This window comes from Streptomyces collinus Tu 365 (assembly GCF_000444875.1).
Classification (GTDB): Bacteria; Actinomycetota; Actinomycetes; order Streptomycetales; family Streptomycetaceae; genus Streptomyces; species Streptomyces collinus_A.
Window position 1 is genome coordinate 2247026 of sequence record NC_021985.1, and the last position, 24520, is coordinate 2271545.

General features: G+C 75.5%; 20 protein-coding genes and 1 riboswitch. Of the genes, 16 read left to right on the plus strand and 4 right to left on the minus strand.

The genetic code is table 11. The features are described from left to right. Positions 1-10 precede the first annotated feature (10 nt). Complete coding sequence (locus B446_RS09540) at positions 11-1138, minus strand: alpha/beta hydrolase (RefSeq protein WP_043477941.1); 1128 nt, start codon at positions 1136-1138, stop codon at positions 11-13. Between the two features lie 187 nt (positions 1139-1325). After that, entirely contained in the window at positions 1326-2090 is a 765-nt protein-coding gene (locus B446_RS09545; protein ID WP_020939215.1) for a class II aldolase/adducin family protein, read from the minus strand. Between the two features lie 187 nt (positions 2091-2277). Here B446_RS09545 and B446_RS09550 point away from each other — a divergent pair, with 187 nt between their 5' ends. The 10 genes from B446_RS09550 (at position 2278) to cobI (ending at position 15867) form a co-directional block, all read left to right on the plus strand. Then, positions 2278-3048 carry a GH25 family lysozyme gene (locus tag B446_RS09550; RefSeq protein ID WP_020939216.1) on the plus strand — a complete coding sequence of 257 codons (771 nt, stop codon included), beginning with the start codon at positions 2278-2280 and terminating at the stop codon, positions 3046-3048. A 142-nt stretch (positions 3049-3190) separates the two neighbouring features. Then, positions 3191-4444, plus strand: a complete 1254-nt coding sequence (locus B446_RS09555) for an inorganic phosphate transporter (protein WP_020939217.1) — start codon at positions 3191-3193, stop codon at positions 4442-4444. A gap of 32 nt (positions 4445-4476) precedes the next feature. Next, positions 4477-4704, plus strand: coding sequence for a hypothetical protein (locus B446_RS09560; protein ID WP_020939218.1), 228 nt, complete (start codon positions 4477-4479; stop codon positions 4702-4704). Positions 4705-4822: 118 nt separating this feature from the next. Further along, positions 4823-4965, plus strand: a riboswitch (cobalamin riboswitch). 99 nt (positions 4966-5064) lie between these two features. Further along, the gene (locus B446_RS09565) at positions 5065-6009 is read left to right on the plus strand and encodes a cobalamin biosynthesis protein (RefSeq protein WP_020939219.1); all 945 of its coding nucleotides are present in this window, start codon (positions 5065-5067) and stop codon (positions 6007-6009) included. Next, positions 6006-7514, plus strand: a complete 1509-nt coding sequence (locus B446_RS09570) for a cobyric acid synthase (RefSeq protein ID WP_020939220.1) — start codon at positions 6006-6008, stop codon at positions 7512-7514. The genes B446_RS09565 and B446_RS09570 overlap by 4 nt, the downstream gene beginning before the upstream one ends. Further along, positions 7511-11161, plus strand: a complete 3651-nt coding sequence (gene cobN / locus B446_RS09575; RefSeq protein ID WP_043475186.1) for a cobaltochelatase subunit CobN — start codon at positions 7511-7513, stop codon at positions 11159-11161. Before B446_RS09570 ends, cobN begins: the two co-directional genes overlap by 4 nt. Beyond that, a complete protein-coding gene (locus B446_RS09580; protein WP_020939222.1) occupies positions 11158-13170 on the plus strand; it encodes a putative cobaltochelatase in 2013 nt (670 codons plus the stop codon). Before cobN ends, B446_RS09580 begins: the two co-directional genes overlap by 4 nt. Continuing rightward, positions 13170-13769, plus strand: coding sequence for a cob(I)yrinic acid a,c-diamide adenosyltransferase (gene cobO / locus B446_RS09585; protein ID WP_020939223.1), 600 nt, complete (start codon positions 13170-13172; stop codon positions 13767-13769). Before B446_RS09580 ends, cobO begins: the two co-directional genes overlap by 1 nt. Then, on the plus strand, positions 13763-15139 hold the full coding sequence (locus B446_RS09590; protein WP_020939224.1) for a cobyrinate a,c-diamide synthase: 1377 nt from the start codon (positions 13763-13765) through the stop codon (positions 15137-15139). The genes cobO and B446_RS09590 overlap by 7 nt, the downstream gene beginning before the upstream one ends. Next, on the plus strand, positions 15136-15867 hold the full coding sequence (gene cobI, locus B446_RS09595; RefSeq protein ID WP_106960675.1) for a precorrin-2 C(20)-methyltransferase: 732 nt from the start codon (positions 15136-15138) through the stop codon (positions 15865-15867). Before B446_RS09590 ends, cobI begins: the two co-directional genes overlap by 4 nt. A gap of 134 nt (positions 15868-16001) precedes the next feature. On the opposite strand, the gene B446_RS09600 is transcribed toward cobI, so the two are convergent. Then, positions 16002-16733: a ZIP family metal transporter gene (locus B446_RS09600; RefSeq protein WP_020939226.1), complete on the minus strand. Its 732-nt coding sequence runs from the start codon at positions 16731-16733 to the stop codon at positions 16002-16004. A 118-nt stretch (positions 16734-16851) separates the two neighbouring features. Between B446_RS09600 and cobM the strand changes: the two genes are divergently transcribed. Genes cobM through cobC form a run of 6 tightly spaced genes read left to right on the plus strand, consistent with a single transcriptional unit; the run spans position 16852 to position 23178 of the window. After that, complete coding sequence (gene cobM / locus B446_RS09605) at positions 16852-17670, plus strand: precorrin-4 C(11)-methyltransferase (RefSeq protein ID WP_020939227.1); 819 nt, start codon at positions 16852-16854, stop codon at positions 17668-17670. Beyond that, complete coding sequence (locus tag B446_RS09610; RefSeq protein ID WP_020939228.1) at positions 17667-18908, plus strand: bifunctional cobalt-precorrin-7 (C(5))-methyltransferase/cobalt-precorrin-6B (C(15))-methyltransferase; 1242 nt, start codon at positions 17667-17669, stop codon at positions 18906-18908. Before cobM ends, B446_RS09610 begins: the two co-directional genes overlap by 4 nt. After that, on the plus strand, positions 18905-20605 hold the full coding sequence (gene cobJ / locus B446_RS09615; RefSeq protein ID WP_020939229.1) for a precorrin-3B C(17)-methyltransferase: 1701 nt from the start codon (positions 18905-18907) through the stop codon (positions 20603-20605). Before B446_RS09610 ends, cobJ begins: the two co-directional genes overlap by 4 nt. Continuing rightward, entirely contained in the window at positions 20602-21189 is a 588-nt protein-coding gene (locus B446_RS09620) for a precorrin-8X methylmutase (RefSeq protein WP_020939230.1), read from the plus strand. The genes cobJ and B446_RS09620 overlap by 4 nt, the downstream gene beginning before the upstream one ends. Further along, the gene (locus B446_RS09625) at positions 21186-22097 is read left to right on the plus strand and encodes a sirohydrochlorin chelatase (protein WP_020939231.1); all 912 of its coding nucleotides are present in this window, start codon (positions 21186-21188) and stop codon (positions 22095-22097) included. The genes B446_RS09620 and B446_RS09625 overlap by 4 nt, the downstream gene beginning before the upstream one ends. Then, positions 22087-23178, plus strand: coding sequence for an Rv2231c family pyridoxal phosphate-dependent protein CobC (gene cobC / locus B446_RS09630; protein WP_020939232.1), 1092 nt, complete (start codon positions 22087-22089; stop codon positions 23176-23178). Before B446_RS09625 ends, cobC begins: the two co-directional genes overlap by 11 nt. 378 nt (positions 23179-23556) lie before the next feature. Here the strand turns inward: cobC and B446_RS09635 are convergent, their stop codons facing one another. After that, complete coding sequence (locus B446_RS09635; protein WP_043475189.1) at positions 23557-24450, minus strand: SCO1860 family LAETG-anchored protein; 894 nt, start codon at positions 24448-24450, stop codon at positions 23557-23559. Positions 24451-24520: the final 70 nt, after the last annotated feature.

Consider the following 24520-nt stretch of genomic DNA (forward strand, 5'->3'; position numbering starts at 1 on the left):
CGGGCGGGGCCTACAAAAGGGGCGTCAGGAAGCGGCGCAGGCGTTCCTCGTACTCCTCGGGGTCGGCGTTCCACATCGCCGCGTGCGGGGCCTGGGCGACCGTGTGCAGGGCCACGCGGTCCGGGCGGCGGTCGGCCAGGCGGCGGGAGTACTCCCACGGGGCGACCGCGTCGTCCGGCCCGTGGACGATCAGGGTGGGCAGGTCGATCCGGTCGAAGTCGGCCGTCCCGGCGGACCGGTCGGCGTGCAGGCCGGCCCGGCCCTGGGCGGCGCGCACCGCGAGCGGCAGCAGCGGCTCCGGGGTGTGCCGGGCCTGGGCGAGGGCGCGCAGGGTGGCCTCCCAGTCGAGGACCGGGGAGTCCAGGACGAGGCCGGCGATCCGGTCGCGCACGGCGGAGTGCTCGGCGGCGCGCAGGGCCATGGTGGCGCCGGTGGACCAGCCGAGCAACACCACCCGGCGGGCGCCGTAGCGCACGGCGTAGCGGATGGCCGCGTCCAGGTCGCGCCACTCGGTCTCGCCGAGGTGGTTCAGGCCGTCGGGCGGGCGCGGTGCGCCGAGGTCGCCGCGGTAGGAGAGCGCGAGGACCGGCAGCCGGCGGCCGTGCAGGAACTCCATGACGTTCAGGGCCTGCTCGCGGGTGGTGCCGAGGCCGTGCACGGCGATCACCCACATGTCCCGGCTGCCGGGCACGAACCAGGCGGGCAGCGGGCCCAGCTCGCCGGGCACGTCCACGTCGGCGAAGTCGAGCCCCAGGGCGGCGGCCGGGTTGCCGACGTAGACGTTCGGGGTGAGCCAGACGGCGTCGCCGGGGGCGAAGGTGCCGTGCGTGACCCGCTCCAGGCGCCGTACGACGGTGTCGGCGGTCTGCGCGGCCGTGCCGAGCACGGGCCCGACGACCGCGTGCGAGCCGTCGCCGGCCAGGCCGTAGGTGCCCGGACGCAGCGAGGCGAGATCGCGGGTGAGGGTGATCCGGCCGGGGGCCGTGCCGTGCACGGTGAGCCGGGGCTCGGTGGGCAGGGGACGGCCCGCGGGCGCCTTCAGCGCGGCGTCGCTGGCGAGGCGGCCGGCGGCCACGGAGGCCGCGCCGGCGGCCAGCACGGCGGTGAGTGCGGCGGCGGTGGCTCTGACGGTGCGCACGGCTCCAGTGTCGGGGCGGTCCGTGCGCACGGCCAGTGGAAGGGCGGGCCGGGGCGGGAGCGGGCGCGGCCTCGGCAGCGCGGGACGCCCGCGGCCCGGCGGGCCGACGGCGCGGCGCAGGGGCGCGGGCAGGACGTGCGCGAGCCGGTCGAGCAGGAGCTGGAACGAGGGGCTGGGCGGCAAGGGGTCACCTCCGTTGGCCGTACCCCTTCAAACGTGCCCCGGCTTCGGCCATGTGTGCCTCCGTCAGCAGCGACGGTGTCAGACCGGGCACGGAGGACGCCGTCAGCCACAGGCGGCACATCCACTCGAGCTGGGCGGTGCGGTCGTAGGCCTGGTCGAGCGTGGCGCCGTGGGTGATCGTGCCGTGGTTGCGCAGCAGGCAGCCGGAGCGGCCGTCGAGGGCCCGGAGCATGTTCCGCGCCAGCTCCTCGGTGCCGTAGGTCGCGTAGGGCGCGACGCGGACGACGCCGCCGAGGGCGCCGGCCATGTAGTGGACCGGGGGCAGCTCGGTCACGAGGGTGGAGACGGCCGTGGCGTGCACGGCGTGGGTGTGGACGACGGCGCGGGCGTCGGTGGTGCGGTAGACGGCGAGGTGCATGGGCAGTTCGCTGGTCGGCACCAGCGTGCCCACGACCTGCCGTCCGGTGAGGTCGACGCCGGTGATGTCGGCAGGGGTCAGCCGGTCGTACGGCACGCCGGAGGGCGTGACCAGCACGAGGTCGCCGACGCGCGCCGAGACGTTGCCGGAGGTGCCCACGACCAGGCCGTCGGCGACGGTACGGCGGGCCGTCGCGACCAGCGCCTCCCAGGCGGCCGCCGCCTCGCCGTACGCCTCGGCGGCCCACGCCGTGCCCATGGCCCCGCCGGGCCCGGCCTCACCGGCTCCGCCCGCCCTGTGCCCGCCGTCCGTGCCGTCCGACCCGGGCGCGTCCCGTCGCTGTTCCGCCATGCCGTGATCCTGCCAGCCGGACCGGCGGGGGCGGTCCGGGCGCCCGTTTCCGGCCGGAAGTCGTGCCCCCGAACGAGTGGACCTGGGATGAACCGTCCGGAATCGGCCTGGATCCCGGGAGCTCCGGTCATTCAATGAGCTTTCCCGATCGCCCGAACGCGGGTCCACCGCCACTCCAGGGGGACGCATGGCCCGTGACCGCACACCCTCCCGCTCCCGCCGCCGCGCCGCCGGCCTCGCCGCCGCCGGCGCCGCGCTGGTTCTCGCGGGCGCGCAGGCCGCGTCCGCCGTGCCGGCCGGTTCGCCCGCGACCTCGCTGGGGCTGCCGCTGGGGCACGACGTCTCCTCGCACCAGAGACACGTCGACTGGCCGGCCGCGCGGTCGGAGGGCGCCCGGTTCACCTACGTCAAGGCGACCGAGTCGACCGACTACCGCAACCCCTACTTCCACCGGCAGTACGCCGGCGCGCGCCGGGCGGGCCTGATCCGCGGCGCGTACCACTTCGCGCGCCCGGACCGCTCCTCGGGCGCGCGGCAGGCGTCGTACTTCGTGCGGCACGGCGGCGACTGGCGGGCGGACGGCTGGACCCTGCCGCCGGCGCTCGACATCGAATACAACCCGTACAACCGGAAGCACCGCTGCTACGGGCTGGGGTGGAAGCGGATGGTCCGCTGGATCCGGTCCTTCAGCGACGAGGTGGCGCGCGAGACCGGCCGCCGGCCGGTGATCTACACCACCGCCGACTGGTGGGGCGCGTGCACCGGTGACAGCCGCGCGTTCGCCGCCGACCACGCGCTGTGGATCGCCCGTCACGGCACGTCGGACCCCGGATCGCTGCCGGGCGGATGGTCCGACTGGACCTTCTGGCAGTACGGCGTGCGGGGCGGTCTGCCGGGTGACCAGAATCTCTTCCACGGGCCGCCGGGGCAGCTGCGGGCCTTCGCGCGGGGCTGGTAGCCAAGGGGCGGTTGGGGCGTGGGGGCGGACGTCATCCGGAACCTCTCGGACGGACACCGTCACGCCCGCCTCAGTTCACCTTCCGTTCACCCAGATTGCCTACGGTCCAACAGCCAACGACCTCGAACGATTGCCTGGGTAAATGGAAAGCTTCTCGCTGATCCTCGCGATTGTGGTGGTAACCGCACTCGCGTTCGATTTCACGAACGGTTTCCACGACACCGCCAACGCGATGGCCACGACCATCTCGACCGGCGCGCTCAAGCCCAAGGTCGCGGTGGCCATGTCCGCCGTGCTCAACCTTGTAGGCGCATTCCTCTCGGTGGAGGTCGCCAACACGATCTCCAAGGGTCTCGTCGACGAGACCGGCATCCGTCCCGAGGTCATCTTCGCCGCCCTGGTCGGCGCGATCCTCTGGAACCTGCTGACCTGGCTGGTGGGGCTCCCCTCCAGCTCCTCGCACGCCCTGATGGGCGGCCTGATCGGCGCCACCGTCGCCTCCGCCGGCTTCGGCGCGGTCCACGGTGAGGTCCTGGTCACCAAGGTGCTGCTGCCGGCGGTCGCCGCCCCGGTGGTCGCGGGCCTGGCGGCCATGCTCTCCACCCGCTTCTCCTACGCCATCGGCGGCACGTCGGACGGCGAGGCCACCCGCAAGGGCTACCGCGCCGGCCAGATCGCCTCGGCCGGCCTGGTCTCCCTCGCGCACGGCACCAACGACGCGCAGAAGACCATGGGCATCATCACCCTGGCGCTGATCGCGGGCGGCGCCGTGTCGCCGGGCTCCAACCCCCCCACCTGGGTGATCCTCTCCGCGGGCCTGGCCATCGCGCTCGGCACCTACATCGGCGGCTGGCGCATCATCCGCACCATGGGCACCGGCCTGACCGACCTGGAGCCGCGTCAGGGCTTCGCCGCCCAGACCAGCGCGGCCACCGCCATCCTGGCCTCGTCGCACCTCGGCTTCTCCCTCTCCACCACCCACGTGGTCTCCGGCTCGGTCATGGGCACGGGCCTGGGCCGCAAGGGCGGTGTGGTCCGCTGGTCCACCGCCACGCGCATGCTCATCGCCTGGGTGCTCACGCTCCCGGCCGCCGCGCTGGTCGGCGCGCTCGCCGAGTCCGTCACGGACCTGGGCGACTGGGGCACCGCGGTCGTCGCCGTCTTCCTGGTCGCCGCCAGCGCCGCGATCTGGAAGTACTCCCGGCGCGAGGTCGTGGACCACACCAGCGTCGTCGCCGACCCGGCCGAGGAGCCGCCCGGCGTGGTGACCACCGCGATCGCCATGGTGACCCCGCCGCCCACCGGCACCGTCACCGAGGACCTCACGGCCACGATCCCGGCCCCGGTCCCGACCGAGCCCGTGGCCCCGGCGGTTCCGCCGGCCGCAGCGGTCTGACCCCGAGCACCCGGTACTGAAGGAAGCAACCCATGAAGATCGACTGGGCGGCCATCGGCTCCGTCCTCGGCGTCAGCCTCGCGTTCGCGGTGGGCCTGGTGGCCCTGTTCACCCTCGGCATCAACGGCCTGGCACGGCGCGAGAAGGCCACCGCGCAGGGCGGCTCGGCGGCGCTCGCCGCCACCGGCGCGTACGTCTGCTTCGCGGCGTGCGCGGCCGCGGTGGCCTACGGCATCTACCTGATCGTCGTCAAGCCCTGACGCACCGTTCGCGAGGCCCCTCGCCGGAGAGATCCGGCGGGGGGCCTTTCGGCTGCCCGCCTCGTGCCGGTGTGGGCCTCAGCACACTCTTCCCCCGCAGGTCACAGGCAAGTTGACGGCCCTTCCGGGCGCGTGGTGGACTGCCCAGGCCATGTACGGCGGCAGAAGAGGAAGCCGGTGCGAATCCGGCGCGGTCCCGCCACTGTCACCGGGGATGCGATCCCCGGGAGCCAGGAACTCTCACCGCCGGTCTCGTCGAACCAGGGCGCGGACACCCTGAGTGAGGACATATCGCCATGCGCGGCTGCCGACCGACGTTCACGCACCGGACCCCGCCTGCTCTGACGACCGGCTGACCCGATGGGTGCCGATCGCTGCTACGCGTACGGCGCCGCCGCCGGCCTCCTCGGCGACCTGCTCCTCGGCGATCCGCGCCGGGGGCATCCGGTCGCCGCGTTCGGGCGGGCCGCCGGGGCCGTGGAACGGGTGCTGTGGCGCGACCACCGCGGGTGGGGCGCGCTGCACACCGGCGTGTGCGCCGGAGCCGCCGTCGCGCTCGGGGCGCTCGCCGAACGCGCCGTGCGCCGCTCCCCCGCCGCCACCGTCGCGCTGACCGCGGCGGCCACCTGGTCCGTCGTCGGGGGCACTTCGCTCGCCCGGGAGGCCCGGGCCGTCGGGCGCGCCCTGGAGTCCGGCGACGTGCCGGCCGCCCGCGCGCGGCTGCCGCACCTGTGCGGCCGCGACCCGCAGGCGCTGGACGCCGACGGGATCGCCCGCGCCGTGGTCGAGTCGGTCGCCGAGAACACCTCCGACGCCGTTGTCGGCGCCCTGGTGTGGGGTGCCGTGGCCGGCGTGCCGGGACTGCTCGGCTTCCGGGCCGTCAACACCCTGGACGCGATGGTGGGGCACAGGTCGCCCCGCCACCTGCGCTACGGCTGGGCCTCCGCCCGCCTCGACGACGTCGCCGGCTGGCCGGGCGCGCGGCTGACCGCCGTGCTCGCCACGGCGGCCGGGCCCGACCCGCGCGGCGCCCTGCGCGCCTGGAAGGCCGACGCTCGCCGGCACCCGAGCCCCAACGCCGGTCCGGTGGAGGCGTCGTTCGCGGGCGCCCTCGGGGTGCGCCTCGGCGGGACGCTGTCCTACGGCGGCCGCGTCGAGCACCGGCCCGTGCTGAACGGGGCGTCCGGGCGGGCCGTCCGGGTCACCGACATCGACCGGGCCGTACGGCTCTCCCGCCGCGTCGGCCTGCTCGCGCTCGGCGTCACGGCCGCGGCGCGCCTCCTCGTGAAGGGACGTGGCAAGTGAACGGAGGGCTCCTCGTCGCCGGCACCACCTCCGACGCCGGCAAGAGCGTCGTGACGGCCGGGATCTGCCGCTGGCTGGTGCGCCGGGGCGTGAAGGTGGCGCCGTTCAAGGCGCAGAACATGTCGCTGAACTCGTTCGTGACGCGCGACGGCGCGGAGATCGGGCGGGCGCAGGCCATGCAGGCCCAGGCGTGCCGGATCGAGCCGACCGCGCAGATGAACCCCGTGCTGCTCAAGCCGGGCGGTGAACAGAGCAGCCAGGTGGTGCTGCTGGGCAGGCCGGTGGGCGAGATGAGCGCGCGCGGCTACCACGGTGGACGTCAACAGCGGCTGCTGGGCACGGTGCTGGACTGCCTGGCCGAGTTGCGGGGCACGTATGACGCGGTGATCTGTGAGGGGGCCGGAAGCCCGGCCGAGATCAACCTGCGGCGCACCGACATCGTCAACATGGGCATCGCGCGAAACGCCCGGCTGCCCGTGCTGGTGGTGGGCGACATCGACCGCGGGGGCGTCTTCGCCTCCTTCTTCGGCACCGTCGCCCTGCTCTCGCCCGAGGACCAGGAGCTGATCGCCGGGTTCCTGGTGAACAAGTTCCGGGGCGACGTCGGCCTGCTGGAGCCGGGCCTGGACATGCTCCGGGACCTCACCGGACGGCGGACGTACGGCGTGCTGCCCTTCCGGCACGGGCTCGGCATCGACGAGGAGGACGGACTGAGGGTCTCCTTGCGCGGCACGGTGCGGGAGTCCACCGTCGCTCCCCCGGTCGGCGAGGACGTGCTGCGGGTCGCCGTGTGCGCGATCCCGCTGATGTCCAACTTCACCGACGTGGACGCGCTGGCCGCCGAACCGGGCGTCGTGGTGCGGTTCGTGGACCGCCCGGAGGAACTGGCCGACGCCGACCTGGTGGTGGTCCCCGGCACCCGCGGGACCGTGCGGGCCCTCGCCTGGCTGCGGGAGCGCGGCCTCGCCGACGCGCTGCGCGCCCGGGCCGCCGAGGGGCGGCCGACCCTCGGCGTCTGCGGCGGCTTCCAGATCCTCGGCGAGCACATCGAGGACGAGGTCGAGTCCCGGGCCGGCGAGGTCCCCGGGCTCGGACTGCTGCCGGTGCGGGTGCGGTTCGCCCGTGAGAAGACGCTGACCCGGCCGGTCGGCGAGGCCCTCGGCGAACCGGTCGAGGGATACGAGATCCACCACGGGGTGGCCACCGTCGGCGGGGGCGAGCCCTTCCTGGACGGCTGCCGGGTCGGGCCGACCTGGGGGACGCACTGGCACGGCTCGCTGGAGTCGGACGGCTTCCGGCGGGCCTTCCTGCGCGAGGTGGCCGCCGCCGCGGGGCGCCGCTTCGTGCCGGCCCCCGACACCTCGTTCGCCGCGCTGCGCGAGGAGCAGCTCGACCGGCTCGGCGACCTGATCGAACAGCACGCGGACACGGACGCGCTGTGGCGGCTCATCGAGTCGGGCGCGCCGCAAGGACTGCCTTTCATTCCACCGGGAGCGCCCGCATGAGCACTGTGTTGTTGTTGTCGACCGCCGACACGGACCTGCTGGCGGCCCGGGCCTCCGGCGCGGACTACCGCATCGGGAACCCCACCCGGGTCGACGTGGCCGGGGAGCTGCCCCGGCTGCTCGACGGCGCCGACCTCGCCGTCGTCCGGCTGCTGGGCGGCAGGCGGGCGTGGGAGGACGGGCTGGCCGCCCTGAGGGCGTCCGGTGTGCCGACCGTGCTGCTGGGCGGCGAGAGCGTGCCGGACGCCGAGCTGATGGCCGAGTCGTCGGTCCCGGCGGGTGTGGTAGCCGAGGCGCTCAGGTACCTGGTCGAGGGCGGGCCCGGGAACCTGACCGAGCTGGCGCGGTTCCTCTCCGACACCGTGCTGCTGACCGGTGAGGGGTTCGAGGAGCCGCAGGGCATGCCGGAGTACGGCGTGCACGGGGCGTACGAACCGCGCGAGGGCCGGCCCACCGTGGGCGTGCTGTTCTACCGGGCGCACGAACTGAGCGGCAACACCGGCTTCGTGGACACCCTGTGCGCGGCGATCGAGGCGAAGGGCGCCAACGCCCTGCCCGTGTACTGCGGTTCGCTGCGCGGCGCGGACGCCGGGCTGTACGAGCTGCTGGGGAAGACCGACGCCCTGGTGGCCACGGTGCTCGCGGCCGGCGGCACCCACGCCTCGCAGGCGTCGGCGGGCGGCGACGAGGAGTCCTGGGACATCGGGGCGCTCGCCGACCTGGACGTGCCCGTGCTCCAGGGGCTGTGCCTGACCTCCTCCCGGGCCGCCTGGGAGGCGTCCGACGCCGCGCTCTCCCCCATGGACGCGGCGATGCAGGTCGCCATCCCCGAGTTCGACGGCCGCCTGATCACCGTGCCGTTCTCCTTCAAGGAGCGGGGCCCGGACGAGGTCCCGGTCTACGTCGCCGACCCCGAGCGGGCCGCCCGGGTGGCCGGGATCGCCCTGCGCCACGCCCGGCTGAAGCACCGGCCGAACGCCGAGAAGAGGATCGCGCTGGTCTTCACGGCGTACCCGACCAAGCACTCGCGGGTCGGCAACGCGGTCGGCCTCGACACACCCGCGTCGGCGGTACGCGTCCTGGACGCCCTGCGGGACGCGGGCTACGGCCTCACCGAATACCCCGACAACGGCGACGAGTTGATCCACCGGCTGATCGAGGCCGGCGGGCACGACGTCGAGTGGCTGACGGAGGAACAGCTCGCCGCCGCGCCCGCCCGGGTCCCGCTGGCCGACTACCTGGCCTGGTTCGGCACGCTGGACGCGGAGCTGCGGGACGCCATGACCGAGGCGTGGGGCGAGCCGCCGGGCAGCCTGTACGTGGACGGCGACGACATCGTGCTGGCCGCCCTGCGGTTCGGGAACGTCGTCGTGATGATCCAGCCGCCGCGCGGCTTCGGCGAGAACCCGATCGCGATCTACCACGACCCGGACATGCCGCCCTCGCACCACTACATGGCGGCCTACCGCTGGCTCGACCGGAGCTTCGGCGCGGACGCGGTGGTCCACATGGGCAAGCACGGCACCATGGAGTGGCTGCCGGGCAAGGGCCTCGGCCTCGGCGCCGGCTGCGCGCCGGACGCGGTGCTCGGCGAACTGCCGCTGATCTACCCGTTCATCGTCAACGACCCCGGTGAGGGCACCCAGGCCAAGCGGCGCGGGCACGCCACCGTCGTGGACCACCTCGTCCCGCCGATGGCCCGCGCCGACACCTACGGCGACCTGGCCAAGCTGGAGCAGCTCCTCGACGAGTACGCGCTCGTCTCCGACCTGGACCCGGCGAAGGCCCCGGCCGTCCGCGCGCAGATCTGGACGCTGGTCAAGGCGGCCGAGCTGCACCACGACCTGCACGTGGACGAGCAGCCGGACGACGAGGCGTTCGACGAGTTCGTCATGCACATCGACGGCTACCTGTGCGAGATCAAGGACGTGCAGATCCGCGACGGACTGCACGTCCTGGGCGGCGGTCCGGTCGGCGAGCCGCGGGTGAACCTGGTCCTGGCGGTGCTGCGGGCCGCGCAGGTGTGGGGCGGGCGGGCGAACGCCCTGCCGGGTCTGCGGGCCTCGCTGGCCGCGCACTTCGGGCTGGTGGAGAAGGACCTGCTGGCCGAGCCCGGCGCCCCGGTGAAGGTGCCGGTGGAGCTGACCGACCTGGTGGACGGTCCGGCCCGCACCGCGTCCGACGCGATCGACCTGCTGGAGCAGCTGTGCCGGCGGGCCGCAGAGGCCCTGGAGGCCCGGGACTGGGACCGTGCGGTCGTCCCCGCGGTGCTGCGGGGCGTGCTCGGCACCGAACTGCCCGAGGCGGTGGCCGTGCTGGAGTTCGCCTGCGCCGAGGTCGTGCCGCGGCTCGCCCGCACCACCGACGAGATCGGGCACATCCTGCACGCCCTGGACGGCGGTTACGTCCCCGCGGGCCCGTCCGGATCGCCGACCCGGGGCCTGGTCAACGTCCTGCCGACCGGCCGGAACTTCTACTCGGTCGACCCCAAGGCGATCCCCTCGCGGCTGAGCTGGGAGGTCGGGCAGTCGCTCGCCGACTCGCTCGTCGCCCGCTACCTCCAGGACACCGGCGACTACCCGCGCTCGGTGGGCCTGACCGTGTGGGGCACGTCCGCGATGCGCACCCAGGGCGACGACATCGCCGAGATCCTGGCGCTGCTGGGCTGCCGTCCGGTGTGGGACGAGGCGTCGCGCCGGGTGACCGGCTTCGAGGTGGTCCCGCTCGCGGAGCTGGGCCGGCCGCGCATCGACGTCACGGTCCGCATCTCCGGCTTCTTCCGGGACGCGTTCCCGCACGTGGTCGGACTGATCGACGACGCGGTGCGCGCGGTGGCCGAGCTGGACGAGCCGGCCGACCGCAACTTCGTGAAGGCGCACGCCGACGAGGACACCGCCGGGCACGGCGACCGGCGCCGGGCCACGGCCCGCGTGTTCGGCTCCAAGCCGGGCGCGTACGGCGCCGGTCTGCTGCCGCTGATCGACGCCCGCAACTGGCGCTCCGACGCCGACCTCGCCGAGGTGTACGCGGTGTGGGGCGGCTACGCCTACGGCCGCGGGCTGGACGGGCGGGCGGCGCGCGGCGACATGGAGACGGCGTTCCGGCGGATCGCGGTCGCCGCGAAGAACGTGGACACCCGCGAGCACGACCTGGTCGACGCCGACGACTACTTCCAGTACCACGGCGGCATGGTGGCCATGGTCCGGCACCTGACCGGCGCCAACCCCGAGGCCTACGTGGGTGATTCGGCCACGCCCGACCAGGTGAGGACCCGCACCCTGGGCGAGGAGACCCACCGGGTCTTCCGGGCACGGGTCGTCAACCCCCGCTGGATGGCGGCCATGCGCCGGCACGGCTACAAGGGCGCCTTCGAGATGGCGGCGACCGTGGACTACCTGTTCGGCTACGACGCCACGGCGGGCGTGGTCGACGACTGGATGTACGAGAAGCTCAGCGCGGAGTACGTCTTCGACCCGGAGAACCGGGACTTCATGAAGCAGTCCAACCCGTGGGCGCTGCGCGGGATCACCGAGCGGCTGCTGGAGGCGGCGGACCGCGGGCTGTGGGCGGAGCCGGACGCGGAGACGCTGGAGCGGCTGCGCGCCACCTATCTGGAGCTGGAAGGCGACTTGGAGGGCGACCAGTGACCACCCCGTTCCCGTTCACGGCCGTGGTCGGCCAGGACGACCTGCGGCTCGCGCTGCTGCTGAACGCCGTCTCGCCGGCGGTCGGCGGTGTGCTGGTACGCGGCGAGAAGGGCACCGCCAAGTCGACGGCGGTGCGCGCTCTTTCGGCGTTGCTGCCGGCGGTCGCCGTGGTGCCCGGCTGCCGCTTCTCCTGCGACCCGGCCGCGCCCGACCCGGCGTGCCCCGACGGACCGCACGAGCCGGGCGGCGGCGCGGACCGGCCGGCCCGGATGGTCGAGCTGCCGGTCGGCGCCTCCGAGGACCGGCTGGTCGGCGCGCTCGACATCGAGCGGGCGCTCGCCGAGGGCGTCAAGGCGTTCGAGCCGGGCCTGCTGGCCGACGCGCACCGCGGCATCCTCTACGTCGACGAGGTCAACCTGCTCCACGACCACCTGGTCGACCTGCTGCTGGACGCGGCGGCGATGGGCGCCTCGTACGTGGAGCGCGAGGGCGTCTCCGTGCGGCACGCGGCCCGCTTCCTGCTGGTCGGCACCATGAACCCGGAAGAGGGCGAACTGCGGCCGCAGTTGCTGGACCGGTTCGGGCTGACCGTGGAGGTCGCCGCCTCGCGGGAGCCGGAGCAGCGGGTGGAGGTCGTACGGCGCCGGCTGGCGTACGACGACGACCCGGACGGCTTCGCCGCGCGCTGGGCCGAGGAGGAGGCCGCGGTGCGGCAGCGGATCGTGGCGGCGCGGCGGCTGCTGCCCGGGGTGCGCCTCGGCGACGGCGCGCTGCGGCAGATCGCGGCGACCTGCGCGGCCTTCGAGGTGGACGGCATGCGGGCCGACATCGTGATGGCGCGCACCGCGACCGCGCTGGCCGCGTGGGCCGGGCGGACGGACGTGCTGGCCGAGGACGTACGGCAGGCCGCGCTGCTCGCGCTGCCGCACCGGCGCCGGCGCAACCCGTTCGACGCGCCGGGGCTCGACGAGGACAAGCTGGACGACACGCTGGAGCAGTACGCCGGGGACGACGACGGCGGGGACGACCCCGATCCGGACGGTCCCGGCGGGGGCGGGGGCGGCGGCCCGCGTCCCGACGACGGGCCGCAGGGCGGCGGGGACACCGCGGCGCGTCCCGAGGCCGGCGAGGGCGGGGAACCGCAGGCGTCCGGCGCGCGGGAGCAGGCCGCGGCGCCGGCGGCCGAGCCCTTCCGGACCAGGGCGCTGAGCGTCCCCGGCATCGGCGAGGGCGCCGCGGGCCGGCGCTCCCGGGCGCGCACCGAGCACGGGCGGACCACCGGGGCCAGGCGGCCCCGGGGCACGCTGACCAAGCTGCACCTGGCGGCCACCGTGCAGGCGGCCGCCCCGCACCAGCGGGCCCGCGGCCGGTCGGGACCGGGCCTGGTGATCCGCCGGGACGACCTGCGGCAGGCGACCCGGGAGGGCCGCGAGGGCAACCTCGTGCTGTTCGTGGTGGACGCCTCCGGGTCGATGGCGGCGCGGCAGCGGATGGGCGCGGTGAAGGGCGCCGTGCTGTCGCTGCTGCTGGACGCCTACCAGCGGCGGGACAAGGTGGGTCTGGTGACCTTCCGGGGTGCCGCGGCCGAGGTGGCGCTGCCGCCGACCTCCTCCGTGGACGCGGCGGCGGCCCGGCTCGGGTCGCTGCCGACCGGCGGGCGCACCCCGCTCGCGGCCGGGCTGCTCAGGGCGCACGAGGTGCTGCGGGTGGAGCGGCTGCGGGACCCGGCGCGCCGTGCGCTGGTCGTGGTGGTGACGGACGGGCGGGCCACCGGTGGCCGGGAGCCGGTGGCGCAGGCGGGCCGCGCGGCCCGGCTGTTCGCCGCCGACGGGGTCGCCTCCGTGGTCGTGGACTGCGAGTCCGGGCCGGTGCGGCTCGGGCTCGCCGGACAGCTCGCGGGAGAGCTGGGCGGTACGGCCGTGACCCTGGACGGGCTGCGGGCCGACTCGATCGCCGGGCTGGTCAGGGACGTGCAGGGGACGCAGAGGACGTCGGGGAGGGCCGCGTAATGCCGCAGGGACAGCCGAGTGTGGTGCCGGACGACGGGCTGACGACCCGGCAGCGGCGCAACCGGCCGCTGGTCGTGGTCCACACGGGCGTCGGCAAGGGCAAGTCGACCGCCGCGTTCGGGCTCGCGCTGCGCGCCTGGAACCAGGGCTGGCCGATCGGGGTGTTCCAGTTCGTCAAGTCCGCGAAGTGGAAGGTCGGCGAGGAGAACGCGCTGCGCGTGCTCGGCGCCTCCGGCGAGGGCGGGACCGTCGACTGGCACAAGATGGGCGAGGGCTGGTCCTGGGTCCAGCGCGACGCGCAGATGGACAACGAGGAGAAGGCCCGGGAGGGCTGGGAGCAGGTCAAGCGCGACCTGGCGGCCGAGACATACCGGCTGTACGTGCTGGACGAGTTCGCGTACCCGATGCACTGGGGGTGGGTCGACACCGAGGAGGTCGTCGACGTGCTGCGCGACCGCCCCGGCACCCAGCACGTGGTGATCACCGGCCGGAACGCGCCGGATAGGCTCGTGGACCTCGCCGACCTCGTCACCGACATGTCCAAGGTGAAGCACCCCATGGACGCGGGCCAGAAGGGCCAGAAGGGCATCGAGTGGTGACGTCCGTTCCCCGGCTGGTCGTCGCCGCGCCGTCGTCCGGCAGCGGCAAGACCACCGTCGCCACGGGGCTGATGGCCGCGTTCGCCGCGCGGGGGCTCGCCGTGTCCCCGCACAAGGTCGGGCCGGACTACATCGACCCGGGGTACCACGCGCTCGCGACCGGGCGGACGGGGCGCAACCTGGACGCCTACCTGTGCGGCCCCGAGCTGGTCGCCCCGTTGTTCCTGCACGGGGCGCGGGGGTGCGACCTGGCGGTCGTCGAGGGCGTGATGGGGCTGTACGACGGGGCGGCGGGCGAGGGCGAGCTGGCGTCCACCGCGCATGTCGCCAAGCTGCTGGGCGCGCCGGTGGTGCTGGTCGTGGACGCGTCGTCGCAGTCGCGGTCGGTGGCGGCGCTGGTGCACGGGTTCACGTCCTGGGACCCGGAGGTGCGGATCGGCGGCGTGATCCTGAACAAGGTCGGCTCGGACCGGCACGAGGCGCTGCTGCGGGAGGCGCTGGACGCCTCCGGCGTGCCCGTGCTGGGGGTGCTGCGGCGGGCCCCGCAGGTGGACACGCCGTCCCGGCACCTGGGTCTCGTGCCGGTCGCCGAGCGGCGCTCCGCCGCGGTGGAGGCGGTCGCCGCGATGGCGGCGCAGGTGGCCCGCGGGTGCGATCTGGACGCGCTGGAAGCCCTGGCCCGGGGGGCCGGCGCCCTCCCGGGGGACCCCGCTCCCTGGACGCCCGCCCCGGCCGCCCACGACCCGGGGCTCCCCGCCGGAGGCCGGGCGCCCGTCGTCGCCGTCGCCGGTGGGCCCGCGTTCAGCTTCTCCTACGCCGAGCACACCGAGCTGCTCGCCGCCGCCGGGGCCGCGGTCGTCGTCTTCGACCCGCTGCACGACGAGCGGCTGCCGGAGGGGACCGCCGGGCTGGTCGTCGGGGGCGGCTTCCCGGAGGTGTACGCGGGTGAGCTGTCCGCCAACGAGCCGCTGCGCAAGGAGATCGCGGAGCTGGCGCTCGGCGGCGCGCCGGTGGCTGCCGAGTGCGCGGGGCTGCTCTACCTCTGCCGGGAACTGGACGGCCGGCCCATGTGCGGGGTGCTGGACGCCGCCGCGCGGATGACGGAACGGCTCACCCTCGGCTACCGCGACGCGGTGGCCGTCGGGGACAGTGTGCTGGCCGCCGCCGGGACGCGGATGCGCGGGCACGAGTTCCACCGCACGCTCGTCGAGCCCGGCGCCGGTGCGGCTCCCGCCTGGGGGCTGCTGGCCCCGGCCCGGCGGGTCGAAGGTTTCGTGCAGCAGGGCGTGCACGCGAGTTATCTGCACACGCACTGGGCGTCCGAGCCCGGTGTGGCCCGTCGGTTCGTGGAGAGGTGCCGGACGTCATGAGCAGCAAGCTGGTCGGAGTCGGGGTCGGTCCCGGTGACCCGGAGCTGGTGACCGTCAAGGGGGTCAACGCGCTGCGCGCGGCGGACGTCGTCGTCGTGCCCGTGATGGACAGCGGGGAGCGCGGGCGGGCCGAGGCGACCGTGCTGCACTACGTGCCTGAGGACAAGGTGGTCCGGGTGGTGTTCGCGCTGAACGAGCGGACCGACCGGGCGCGGCGGGAGGCGGCCTGGGACGTGGCCGGCACGCGGGTGGCCGGGCTGCTCGAACGGCACGGGTCGGTCGCCTTCGCCACCATCGGGGACCCGAACGTGTACTCGACGTTCACGTATCTCGCGCAGACGATCGCCGGTCTCGTACCGGGTGTCGTGCTGGAGACCGTGCCGGGGATCACCGCCATGCAGGACCTGGCGGCGCGCTCGGGCGCGGTGCTCACCGAGGGGACCGAGCCGCTGACGCTGGTGCCGGTGACGGCGGGTTCCGCCGTGCTGAAGGAGGCGCTGGCCGGGCCGGGGACCGTGGTGGCGTACAAGTTCGGGCGGCAGGCCGCCGAGGTCGCCGAGGCGCTGCGGGAGACGGGCCGGATCGGGGACGCCGTGTGGGGGTCCGCGCTCGGGCTGCCCGAGGAGTCGGTGCGGCCGGCCGGCGAGCTGGACGGGGAGCCGCTGCCGTACCTGTCCACGCTGATCGCTCCGCCGAGGCGCGAGGGCGGCCGGGGCGGGAAGCTGTGAGCCGGTACGCGGTCCGGGCCGGGCGGCAGGCCGGGAGCCGTCACGCGGGCCCGTCCGGGCAGAAGGCCGCCAGCCGTCACGCGGGTCCCTCCGGGCGGGAGGCCGGGAGCCGTCACGCGGGCCGGGCTGTGCGGTCAGCCGCCGGAGACGCCGACCACCAGCCAGATGAAGGCGGCGCCCGCCACCGTGCACAGCAGGGTGGAGCGGGCGGGGTGCTCGTGGTGGGCCTCGGGGAGGATCTCGGCGGCGGCGAGATAGAGCAGCACGCCGCCGAAGAGGCCGAGATAGCCGCCGAGCACCGGTTCGGGGATGTGGACGAACACGGTCGACAGCGCGCCCAGCAGGGGTGCGCAGGCGTCGGCCACGAGCATGCTTATCGCCCGGCGGCGCGCGTTGCCGTACAGGCTGGTGAGGGTGAAGGTGTTGAAGCCGTCGGCGAAGTCGTGCGCGATCACGGCGAGCGCGACGGAGGCGCCCATGCCGCCGCCCACCTGGAAGGCGGCGCCGATCGCCACGCCGTCCATGGCGCTGTGGCCGACCATCGCGGCGGCCGCCGTCAGGCCCACCTCGGGCGCGCGGTGGTTGTGCTCGGCGCCGCCGTGGGCGGCCTGCCGTGCGGCCAGGGTGCGCTCGACCAGATGGGCGAGCAGGAATCCGGCCACGAACAGCAGCAGCGCGGCGGGCACGCCGAAGACCTCGCGGTCGGCCGCGTGCAGGGCCTCCGGGAGCAGGTCGAGGCCGACCACACCGAGCATCAGACCGCCGGCCAGTCCCAGGACCAGGTGCCTGCGGTCGGTCACGCGCTGAGCCGTCCAGCCGCCGGCCAGCGTCATCAGGAACGCGCCGAGCGCGACGAAGACCGCCATAGGCCCCTTGCTATCCGATGGAGGCGCCTTCGCGCACATCCGGGGGCGCGCACACTCCCCCAGACCCTGACATTTCACTGATTCTGACTTGCGTTTCCCGTACGAGAGGACCCCTCCCATGGCCGATGCCCCCACCGGCAAGGTGACCTTCGTCGGTGCCGGCCCCGGCGCCGCCGACCTGCTGACCTTCCGTGCCGCGCGCGCGATCGCCGACGCCGACGTGGTGATCTGGGCGGCGAGCCTGGTCCAGGCGGAGGTCCTCGACCACGCGCGCGAGGGCGCGGAGATCCTGGACTCGGCCACCATGTCCCTGGAGGACGTCGTGGCCGTCTACCGGCGCGCCCTGGCCGAGGGGCTGAGGGTGGCGCGGATCCACTCCGGCGACCCGGCGCTGTGGGGCGGTACGCAGGAGCAGCTCGACCGGTGCGCCGAGATCGGGATCGACACCGAGGTCGTGCCCGGCGTCTCGTCCTTCTCCGCCGTCGCCGCGCTCGCGCGGCGAGAGCTGACCATCCCGGAGGTCGCCCAGTCCGTGGTGCTCACCCGGCTCGGCGGCGGCAAGACGCCGATGCCGCCCGGCGAGGAGGTGCGCGAGTTCGCCCGGCACGGCACCACCATGGCCGTCTTCCTGTCGGCGGCCCGCAGCGGGCAGCTGGTGCGGGAGCTGCTGGAGGGCGGCTACCCGACCGACACCCCGGTGGTCGTCGCGTACCAGGCGACCTGGCCGGAGGAACTGCTCGCACGGTGCACGATCGGCACGCTGGAGGAGACGGTCAAGGAGCACAAGCTCTGGAAGCACACGCTGTTCCTGGTGGGCCCGGCCCTGGACGCCAGCGGGACCCGGTCGCACCTGTACCACCCGGGGCACTTCCACGGGTACCGCAAGGCCGACCCGGAGGCCCGGCGGGCCCTGCGCGAGCAGCGGGCGAAGAGTTGATCACGGTCGTCGGCACGGGGACCGGCGCGGGCGCGCCGCCGCCGGCGGACGTCCTGGCGCGGGCCGCGCTGGTCGTCGGCGGGCGGCGGCACCTGGACGCCGCACCGCTGCCCGAGGGAGCGGAGCGCGTCGTGCTCGGGCCACTGGCCCCCGCCCTGGACACGATCGCGGAGTACGTCGGGAAGGAGCTGCCGGTGGTCGTGCTGGCCTCCGGCGACCCCGGCTTCTTCGGGGTGGTGCGGGCGCTGGCCGAGCGGTTCGGTCCCGGACGCCTCGACGTGCGGCCCGGGGTGTCGTCGGTGGCGGCCGCGTTCGCGCGGATCGGGCTGCCGTGGGACGACGCGGTCGTGGTGAGCGCGCACGGCCGGGACCCGCGCACGGCCGTCAACGTCTGCCGGGCGCATCCGAAGGTGGCGGTGCTGACCGGGCCCGGGGCCGGACCCGCCGAGCTGGGCGCCGCGCTGGGCGAGGGGCGGGTCCTGGTGGTCGCGAGCGCGCTCGGCGATCCCGAGCGCGAACGGGTGGAGCGGGTGACGCCCGCCGAGGCCGCCGCCCGGGACTGGGGCCCGGCGGTGAACGTGGTGCTGTGCCTGGACGGGGCGCGGGCGCTCGGCGCGGTGCGCACGGTCGCCGGGGCGGCGGCCGGCCCGGCGGCGTGGGCGCTGCCCGAGGAGGCGTTCGCCCACCGGGACTCGATGATCACCAAGTTCGAGGTGCGGGCGCTGGCGCTGGCCCGGCTCGGTCCGCGCGCGGGCGACCTGGTGTGGGACGTCGGCGCCGGTTCCGGGTCGGTGGCCGTGGAGTGCGCGCGGTTCGGCGCGGCGGTCGTCGCCGTCGAGCGCGCCCCGGACGGCGTGGAGCGGATCCGCGCCAACGCGGCCGCCCACGGGGTCGACGTGCGCGTGGTGCACGGCACGGCGCCCGGGGCGCTGTCCGGCCTCGCCGACGACCCCGACGCGGTGTTCGTCGGCGGTGGCGGCCGGGAACTGCCCGCCGTCGTCACCGCCTGCGCCCGGCGGGCGCGGCGGACGGTCGTCGTGGCCGTGGCCGCGCTCGACCGGGTACCGGCCGCGCGTGCGGCGCTGGCCGGTGCCGGGTTCGACTGCGACGGGGTGCTGCTGCAGTCCTCGCGCCTCGCGCCGCTGCCCGGGGACGTGACCCGGCTGGCGGCGACCAATCCGGTGTTCCTGCTGTGGGGCGTCAGAACCCCGGTGTCCAGTGAAGGAGTTGCTCAGTGATCGGCCTGATTTCCGCCACCGCGGCGGGGGCGGCGGCGCGGGACCGGCTGGCCTCGGCCTGGCCGGACCGCACGCGGGTGTACGACGGTCCCGTCGGGGAGTCCGTGCGGGCCGCGTTCGCGGAGTGCGACCGGCTGGTGTGCTTCCTCGCCACGGGCGCGGTGGTACGGCTGCTCGCGCCGCTGCTCGGCGACAAGGCGGCCGACCCGGGCGTGGTGTGCGTGGACGAGGGCGGCCGGTTCGCGGTGTCGCTGCTCGGCGGGCACGGCGGCGGGGCCAACGAACTCGCGCGTGAGGTCGGCGCGTTGCTGGGCGCCGAGCCGGTGGTGACCACCGCGACCGACGCGGTCGGGCTGCCGGGCCTGGACACCCTCGGGCTGCCGTACGAGGGCGCGGTGGCCGCGGTGTCCCGCGCCCTGCTGGACGGCGAGCCCGTGGCGCTCGACGCCGAGGTGGCGTGGCCGCTGCCGCCGCTGCCGTTCTCCGCGCGGGGCGAGTACACCGTCCGGCTCACCGACCGGGCCGTCGCGCCGGGCGAGCGCGAGGTGCTGCTCAGACCGCCGACCCTGGTGGTCGGGGTCGGCGCGTCCCGCGGCGCGCCGGCCGAGGAGGTCGTCGGCCTGGTCGAGGAGGCGCTGCGCGAGGCGGGCCTGAGCGCCCGGTCCGTCGCCGAACTCGCCACCGTGGACGCCAAGTCCGGCGAGCCGGGCGTCGTGGCCGCGGCGGAACGGCTCGGGGTGCCCCTGGTGACGTACTCCGCCGAGGAACTGGCGGCCGTCGAGGTGCCGAACCCCTCCGAAGCCCCCCTCGCTGCCGTCGGCACCCCGTCCGTGGCCGAGGCCGCCGCCCTGCTGCGCGGCGGTGAACTCCTCGTGCCCAAGCGCAAGTCGGAGCGCGCCGACGGGCAGCCGGCCATGGCGACCTGCGCCGTCGTACGGCGGCCCGGGCGCGGCCGGCTCGCGGTGGTCGGGCTCGGGCCGGGTGCCCGGGACCTGCTCACCCCGCGCGCCGCGGCGGAGCTGCGCCGGGCCTCCGTCCTGGTCGGACTCGACCAGTACGTCGACCAGATCCGCGACCTGCTGCGGCCCGGCACCCGGGTGCTGGAGTCGGGTCTGGGCGCCGAGGAGGAGCGGGCCCGCACGGCGGTCGCCGAGGCCCGTGCGGGGCACGCGGTGGCGCTGATCGGCAGCGGGGACGCGGGCGTGTACGCCATGGCCTCCCCGGCGCTCGCCGAGGCGTCCGACGACATCGACGTGGTCGGGGTGCCCGGGGTGACGGCCGCGCTGGCCGCCGGGGCGATCCTGGGCGCGCCGCTGGGCCACGACCACGTGTCGATCTCACTGTCCGACCTGCACACGCCGTGGGAGGTGATCGAGCGCCGGGTGCGCGCCGCGGCCGAGTCGGACCTCGTGGTCACCTTCTACAACCCGCGTTCCCGGGGCCGTGACTGGCAGCTCCCCAAGGCGCTGGCGATCCTCGCCGGGCACCGGGAGCCGCGGACGCCCGTCGGTGTCGTGCGCAACGCGTCGCGGCCGGACGGGTCGAGCCGGGTGACGACGCTCGGCGCCCTCGACCCGGCGACGGTCGACATGATGACGGTCGTGACCGTCGGCAACACGGCGACCCGGAACATCGCGGGGCGCATGGTGACCCCGCGCGGCTACCGCTGGCAGGGCGCCGGGGAGGAGGCCCGGTGAACCGGATCGTCCACCCCATCGAGCAGGAGTCCTACCGGCGGCTGCGGGCCCGGCTCGACACCTCCGGCTTCCCGCCGCTGACCCGGGCGGTGGTGGAGCGGGTCATCCACTCGGCCGCCGACCTGGAGTACGCGGACGATCTCGTCATGGCCGAGGAGGACCTGGTGAGGGCGCACGCCGCGCTGCACGCCGGGGCGCCGGTCGTCGTGGACGTCGAGATGGTCGGCGCCGGCATCACCCGCCGGGAGACCGTCTGCCGGCTCAAGGACGGTACGGCCGGACCCGGGCTGACGCGCTCGGCGCACGGGATCCGGCTCGCCTTCGAACAGGTCGGCCCGGGCGCCCTGTGGGTCATCGGCAACGCGCCGACCGCGCTGGAGGAGCTGCTGACCCTGGACGCCTCCCCCGCACTCGTCATCGGCCTGCCCGTCGGCTTCGTCGGCGCGGTCGAGTCCAAGGAGGCGCTGCGCGCGAGCGGACTGCCCGCCGTGAGCAACGTGTCCGAGAAGGGCGGCTCGGCGGTCGCCTCCGCCGCGCTCAACGCCCTGCTGTACCACCCCGTTTCACCTGAGGAGACCTCGTGACCACCCCGCCCGCCCTGCTCATCGCCGGCCACGGCACCCGTGACGACGCCGGAGCCGAGGCGTTCCGCGACTTCGTCCGGGAGCTGGGCCGCCGCCACCCCCAACTGCCCGTCGCGGGCGGCTTCATCGAGCTGTCCCCGCCGCCGCTCGGCGACGCCGTCGCCGAGCTGGTCGGACGGGGCGTGCGCCGGTTCGCGGCCGTACCGCTGATGCTGGTGTCCGCCGGGCACGCCAAGGGGGACATCCCGGCGGCGCTGGCCCGGGAGAAGGAGCGGCACCCGGGGATCTCGTACACCTACGGCCGTCCGCTGGGCCCCCACCCGGCGCTGCTGAACGTGCTGGAGCGGCGCCTGGACGAGGTGCTGGACGGTGCCGACCGGTCCGAGGTGACCGTGCTGCTGGTCGGGCGCGGCTCGACCGACCCGGACGCCAACGCCGAGGTGCACAAGGCGGCCCGGCTGCTGTGGGAGGGGCGCGGGTACGCCGGGGTCGAGACGGCCTTCGTGTCGCTCGCGGCGCCGGACGTGCCGAGCGGTCTCGACCGCTGCGCCAGGCTGGGGGCGCGGCGGATCGTCGTGCTGCCGTACTTCCTGTTCACCGGCATCCTGCCGGACCGGGTGCGGCGGCAGACCGAGGAGTGGGCGGCCGCCCACCCGGAGACCGAGGTGCGTTCGGCGGACGTCATCGGGCCCGAGCCGGAGCTGCTCGACCTGGTGATGGAGCGGTACGAGGAGGCCGTCCGCGGTGACCTGCGCATGAACTGCGACTCGTGCGTGTACCGGATCGCGCTGCCGGGCTTCGAGGACAAGGTGGGGCTGCCGCAGCAGCCGCACTTCCACCCGGACGACGACGGGCACCACCACGGGCACCACCCTCATGGGGGGCACTCGCACAGCCATGCGCACTGAGGACGACCGGGAGGCCTCGGGCACCGGGCACGATCTGCGCCACCACGGGGACGCCGAGGTGCGGGACGACGGGGCCGGACTGGTCGACCTCGCCGTCAACGTCCGCGCGGACACGCCTCCGCGCTGGCTGCGCGAGGAGATCTCCGGATCGCTGGCGTCGCTTGCGGCCTACCCGGACGGGCGGGCCGCGCGGGTCGCGGTGGCCGAGCGGCACGGACTGCCGGTGGAGCGGGTGCTGCTGACGGCGGGGGCGGCGGAGGCGTTCGTGCTGCTGGCGCGGGCGCTGAAGGTGCGCCGGCCGGTCGTGGTGCACCCGCAGTTCACGGAGCCGGAGGCGGCGTTGCGCGACGCGGGGCACACGGTGGACCGGGTGCTGCTGCGGGAGGCGGACGGCTTCCGGCTCGACCCGGCGGCGGTTCCCGAGGACGCGGATCTGGTGGTGGTCGGCAACCCGACGAACCCCACGTCGGTGCTGCACCCGGCCGGGACGATCGCCGGGCTCGCCCGGCCCGGGCGGACGCTGGTGGTCGACGAGGCGTTCATGGACGCGGTGCCGGGCGAGCGGGAGGCGCTGGCGGGGCGGACCGACGTGCCCGGTCTCGTCGTGCTGCGCAGCCTGACCAAGACGTGGGGTCTGGCCGGGCTGCGGATCGGGTACGTGCTGGCCGAGGCCGGGGTCGTCGCCGAGCTGGAGCGCGCCCAGCCGCTGTGGCCGGTGTCGACGCCGGCGCTGGTCGCGGCCCGTGCGTGCCTGGCGCCGCGCGCGCTGGCGGAGGCGGCGCACGCGGCCCACCGGACCGCCGCGGACCGCGCCCACCTGGTGGCCGGCCTGACCGGCCTCGCGGACCGCGGCGTGCGGGTGGTGTCCCCGGCCGAGGGCCCGTTCGTGCTGGTGCGCCTGCCGGACGCGGCCGCGCTGCGGCACCGGCTGCGGGACCTGGGCTACGCGGTGCGCCGCGGAGACACGTTCCCGGGCCTGGACGAAGGGTGGATCCGCATCGCCGTCCGCGACCGCGCCACGGCGACGGACTTCCTGCGCGCCCTGACGGCGGTGCTGCCTCAGGGGCCTCGGGGTCCCTGACGGGACCCTGCCCACGGGGCCCGGCGGCCCCCGCCGCCACGGCGATCCGCCCTCGACCGGCAGGGGCCCGGACCGGCGCCCGGCCCGGCGCCGCCGCCCGTACGGAGACGGCGATCCTGCCGTGGAGCCCCGAGGCCCCCGCGCGGGGCGCCGTGAGCCGACAGACCGTCACGCGGCCGGACGCCCACCCGCCCGGCCCTGCGGCCCTTTCGGCCCAGCCCCGACGCAAGCGCGCCGACGGCCGTCCCGCCGCAGCGGCCCCGGAGGAGACCCGCCCGACCACGCCTACGGGACGTAGCGGCCCCCGACACACCGCCGTCAGCCGACAGACCGTCACGCGGCCGGACGCCCACCCGCCCGGCCGTGGGGGCGTGGGGGTCAGCCTCGGCGGCGGCGGGCCACCGTCACCGCTCCGCCGCCCGCCAGGAGCAGGGCCAGCGCGCCGCCCGCGATGTACGGCGTGGCCGGGCTGCCGCCGGTCTCGGCGAGGTCGGCCTGTGTGCCCTGGGGCTTCACGTCGGGGGTCGGGGCGTGGCTCGGCACGTGCTTGGCGGGCACCGGGGCCTCGCAGGTCGCGGCGGCCAGAGTGACCGTTCCTTCCACGTCGGCCACGTTGAGCTTCAGCGGGTTGACCGAGACCTTGAGCCGCAGGGCCGTGGCGGCCGCCGTGCGGGACGTGGTCCGGTGCCGGGACAGGTCGAGCCGGACGTCGCCGACGCCGGGCACCTTCACCTCGGTGGGGCCGCCGGCGGTGAGCGTGACGCGCTTGCCGAGGACCGTGACGGCGCCCAGGACGTTCGCGGAGGCGACGGGCTCGTGCCCGGCCGCGCAGGTCGCCTTCGCGGTGACCGTGCCGACGTCGATCAGGGAGAGCAGGGGCAGGCCGGGGACGTGCACCCGGGCGTGCACGAGCCGGACCGACCCCTCGGCGAGCCTGCTGTTCGCGGTGGCCCTGGCGGAGGCCACCTGGGCGCCGAGGACGGTGAACGGCCTGCCGCCGTCGACGCCGTCGAGCCGCGCCGTCAGCGTGGTCCGCTCGGCGTCCGCCGGCGCCTTGACGTCGTTGAGGCTGACCGCGAGCGGGACGTTCACGGTCTTGTTGAGCAGGGAGACGTCGAGCCCCGTGCGGAGCACGACGGCGGAGGCGCGACCGTGACCGGTGGTCGCGTGCGCGGCGCCCGCGCCCAGGGCGGCGGGAGCCGCGGCGAGGGCCGTGACCGTCGCGACGGCGGCGAGACGGCGTGCGGGCATACGGAAGAAGTGGCTGTTCAAGGCGGTGGGACCCCCAGAAGAAACTTGCTTGGGACCCGTCAACTTTTACGCACTGTGGGTGAACGGTCAG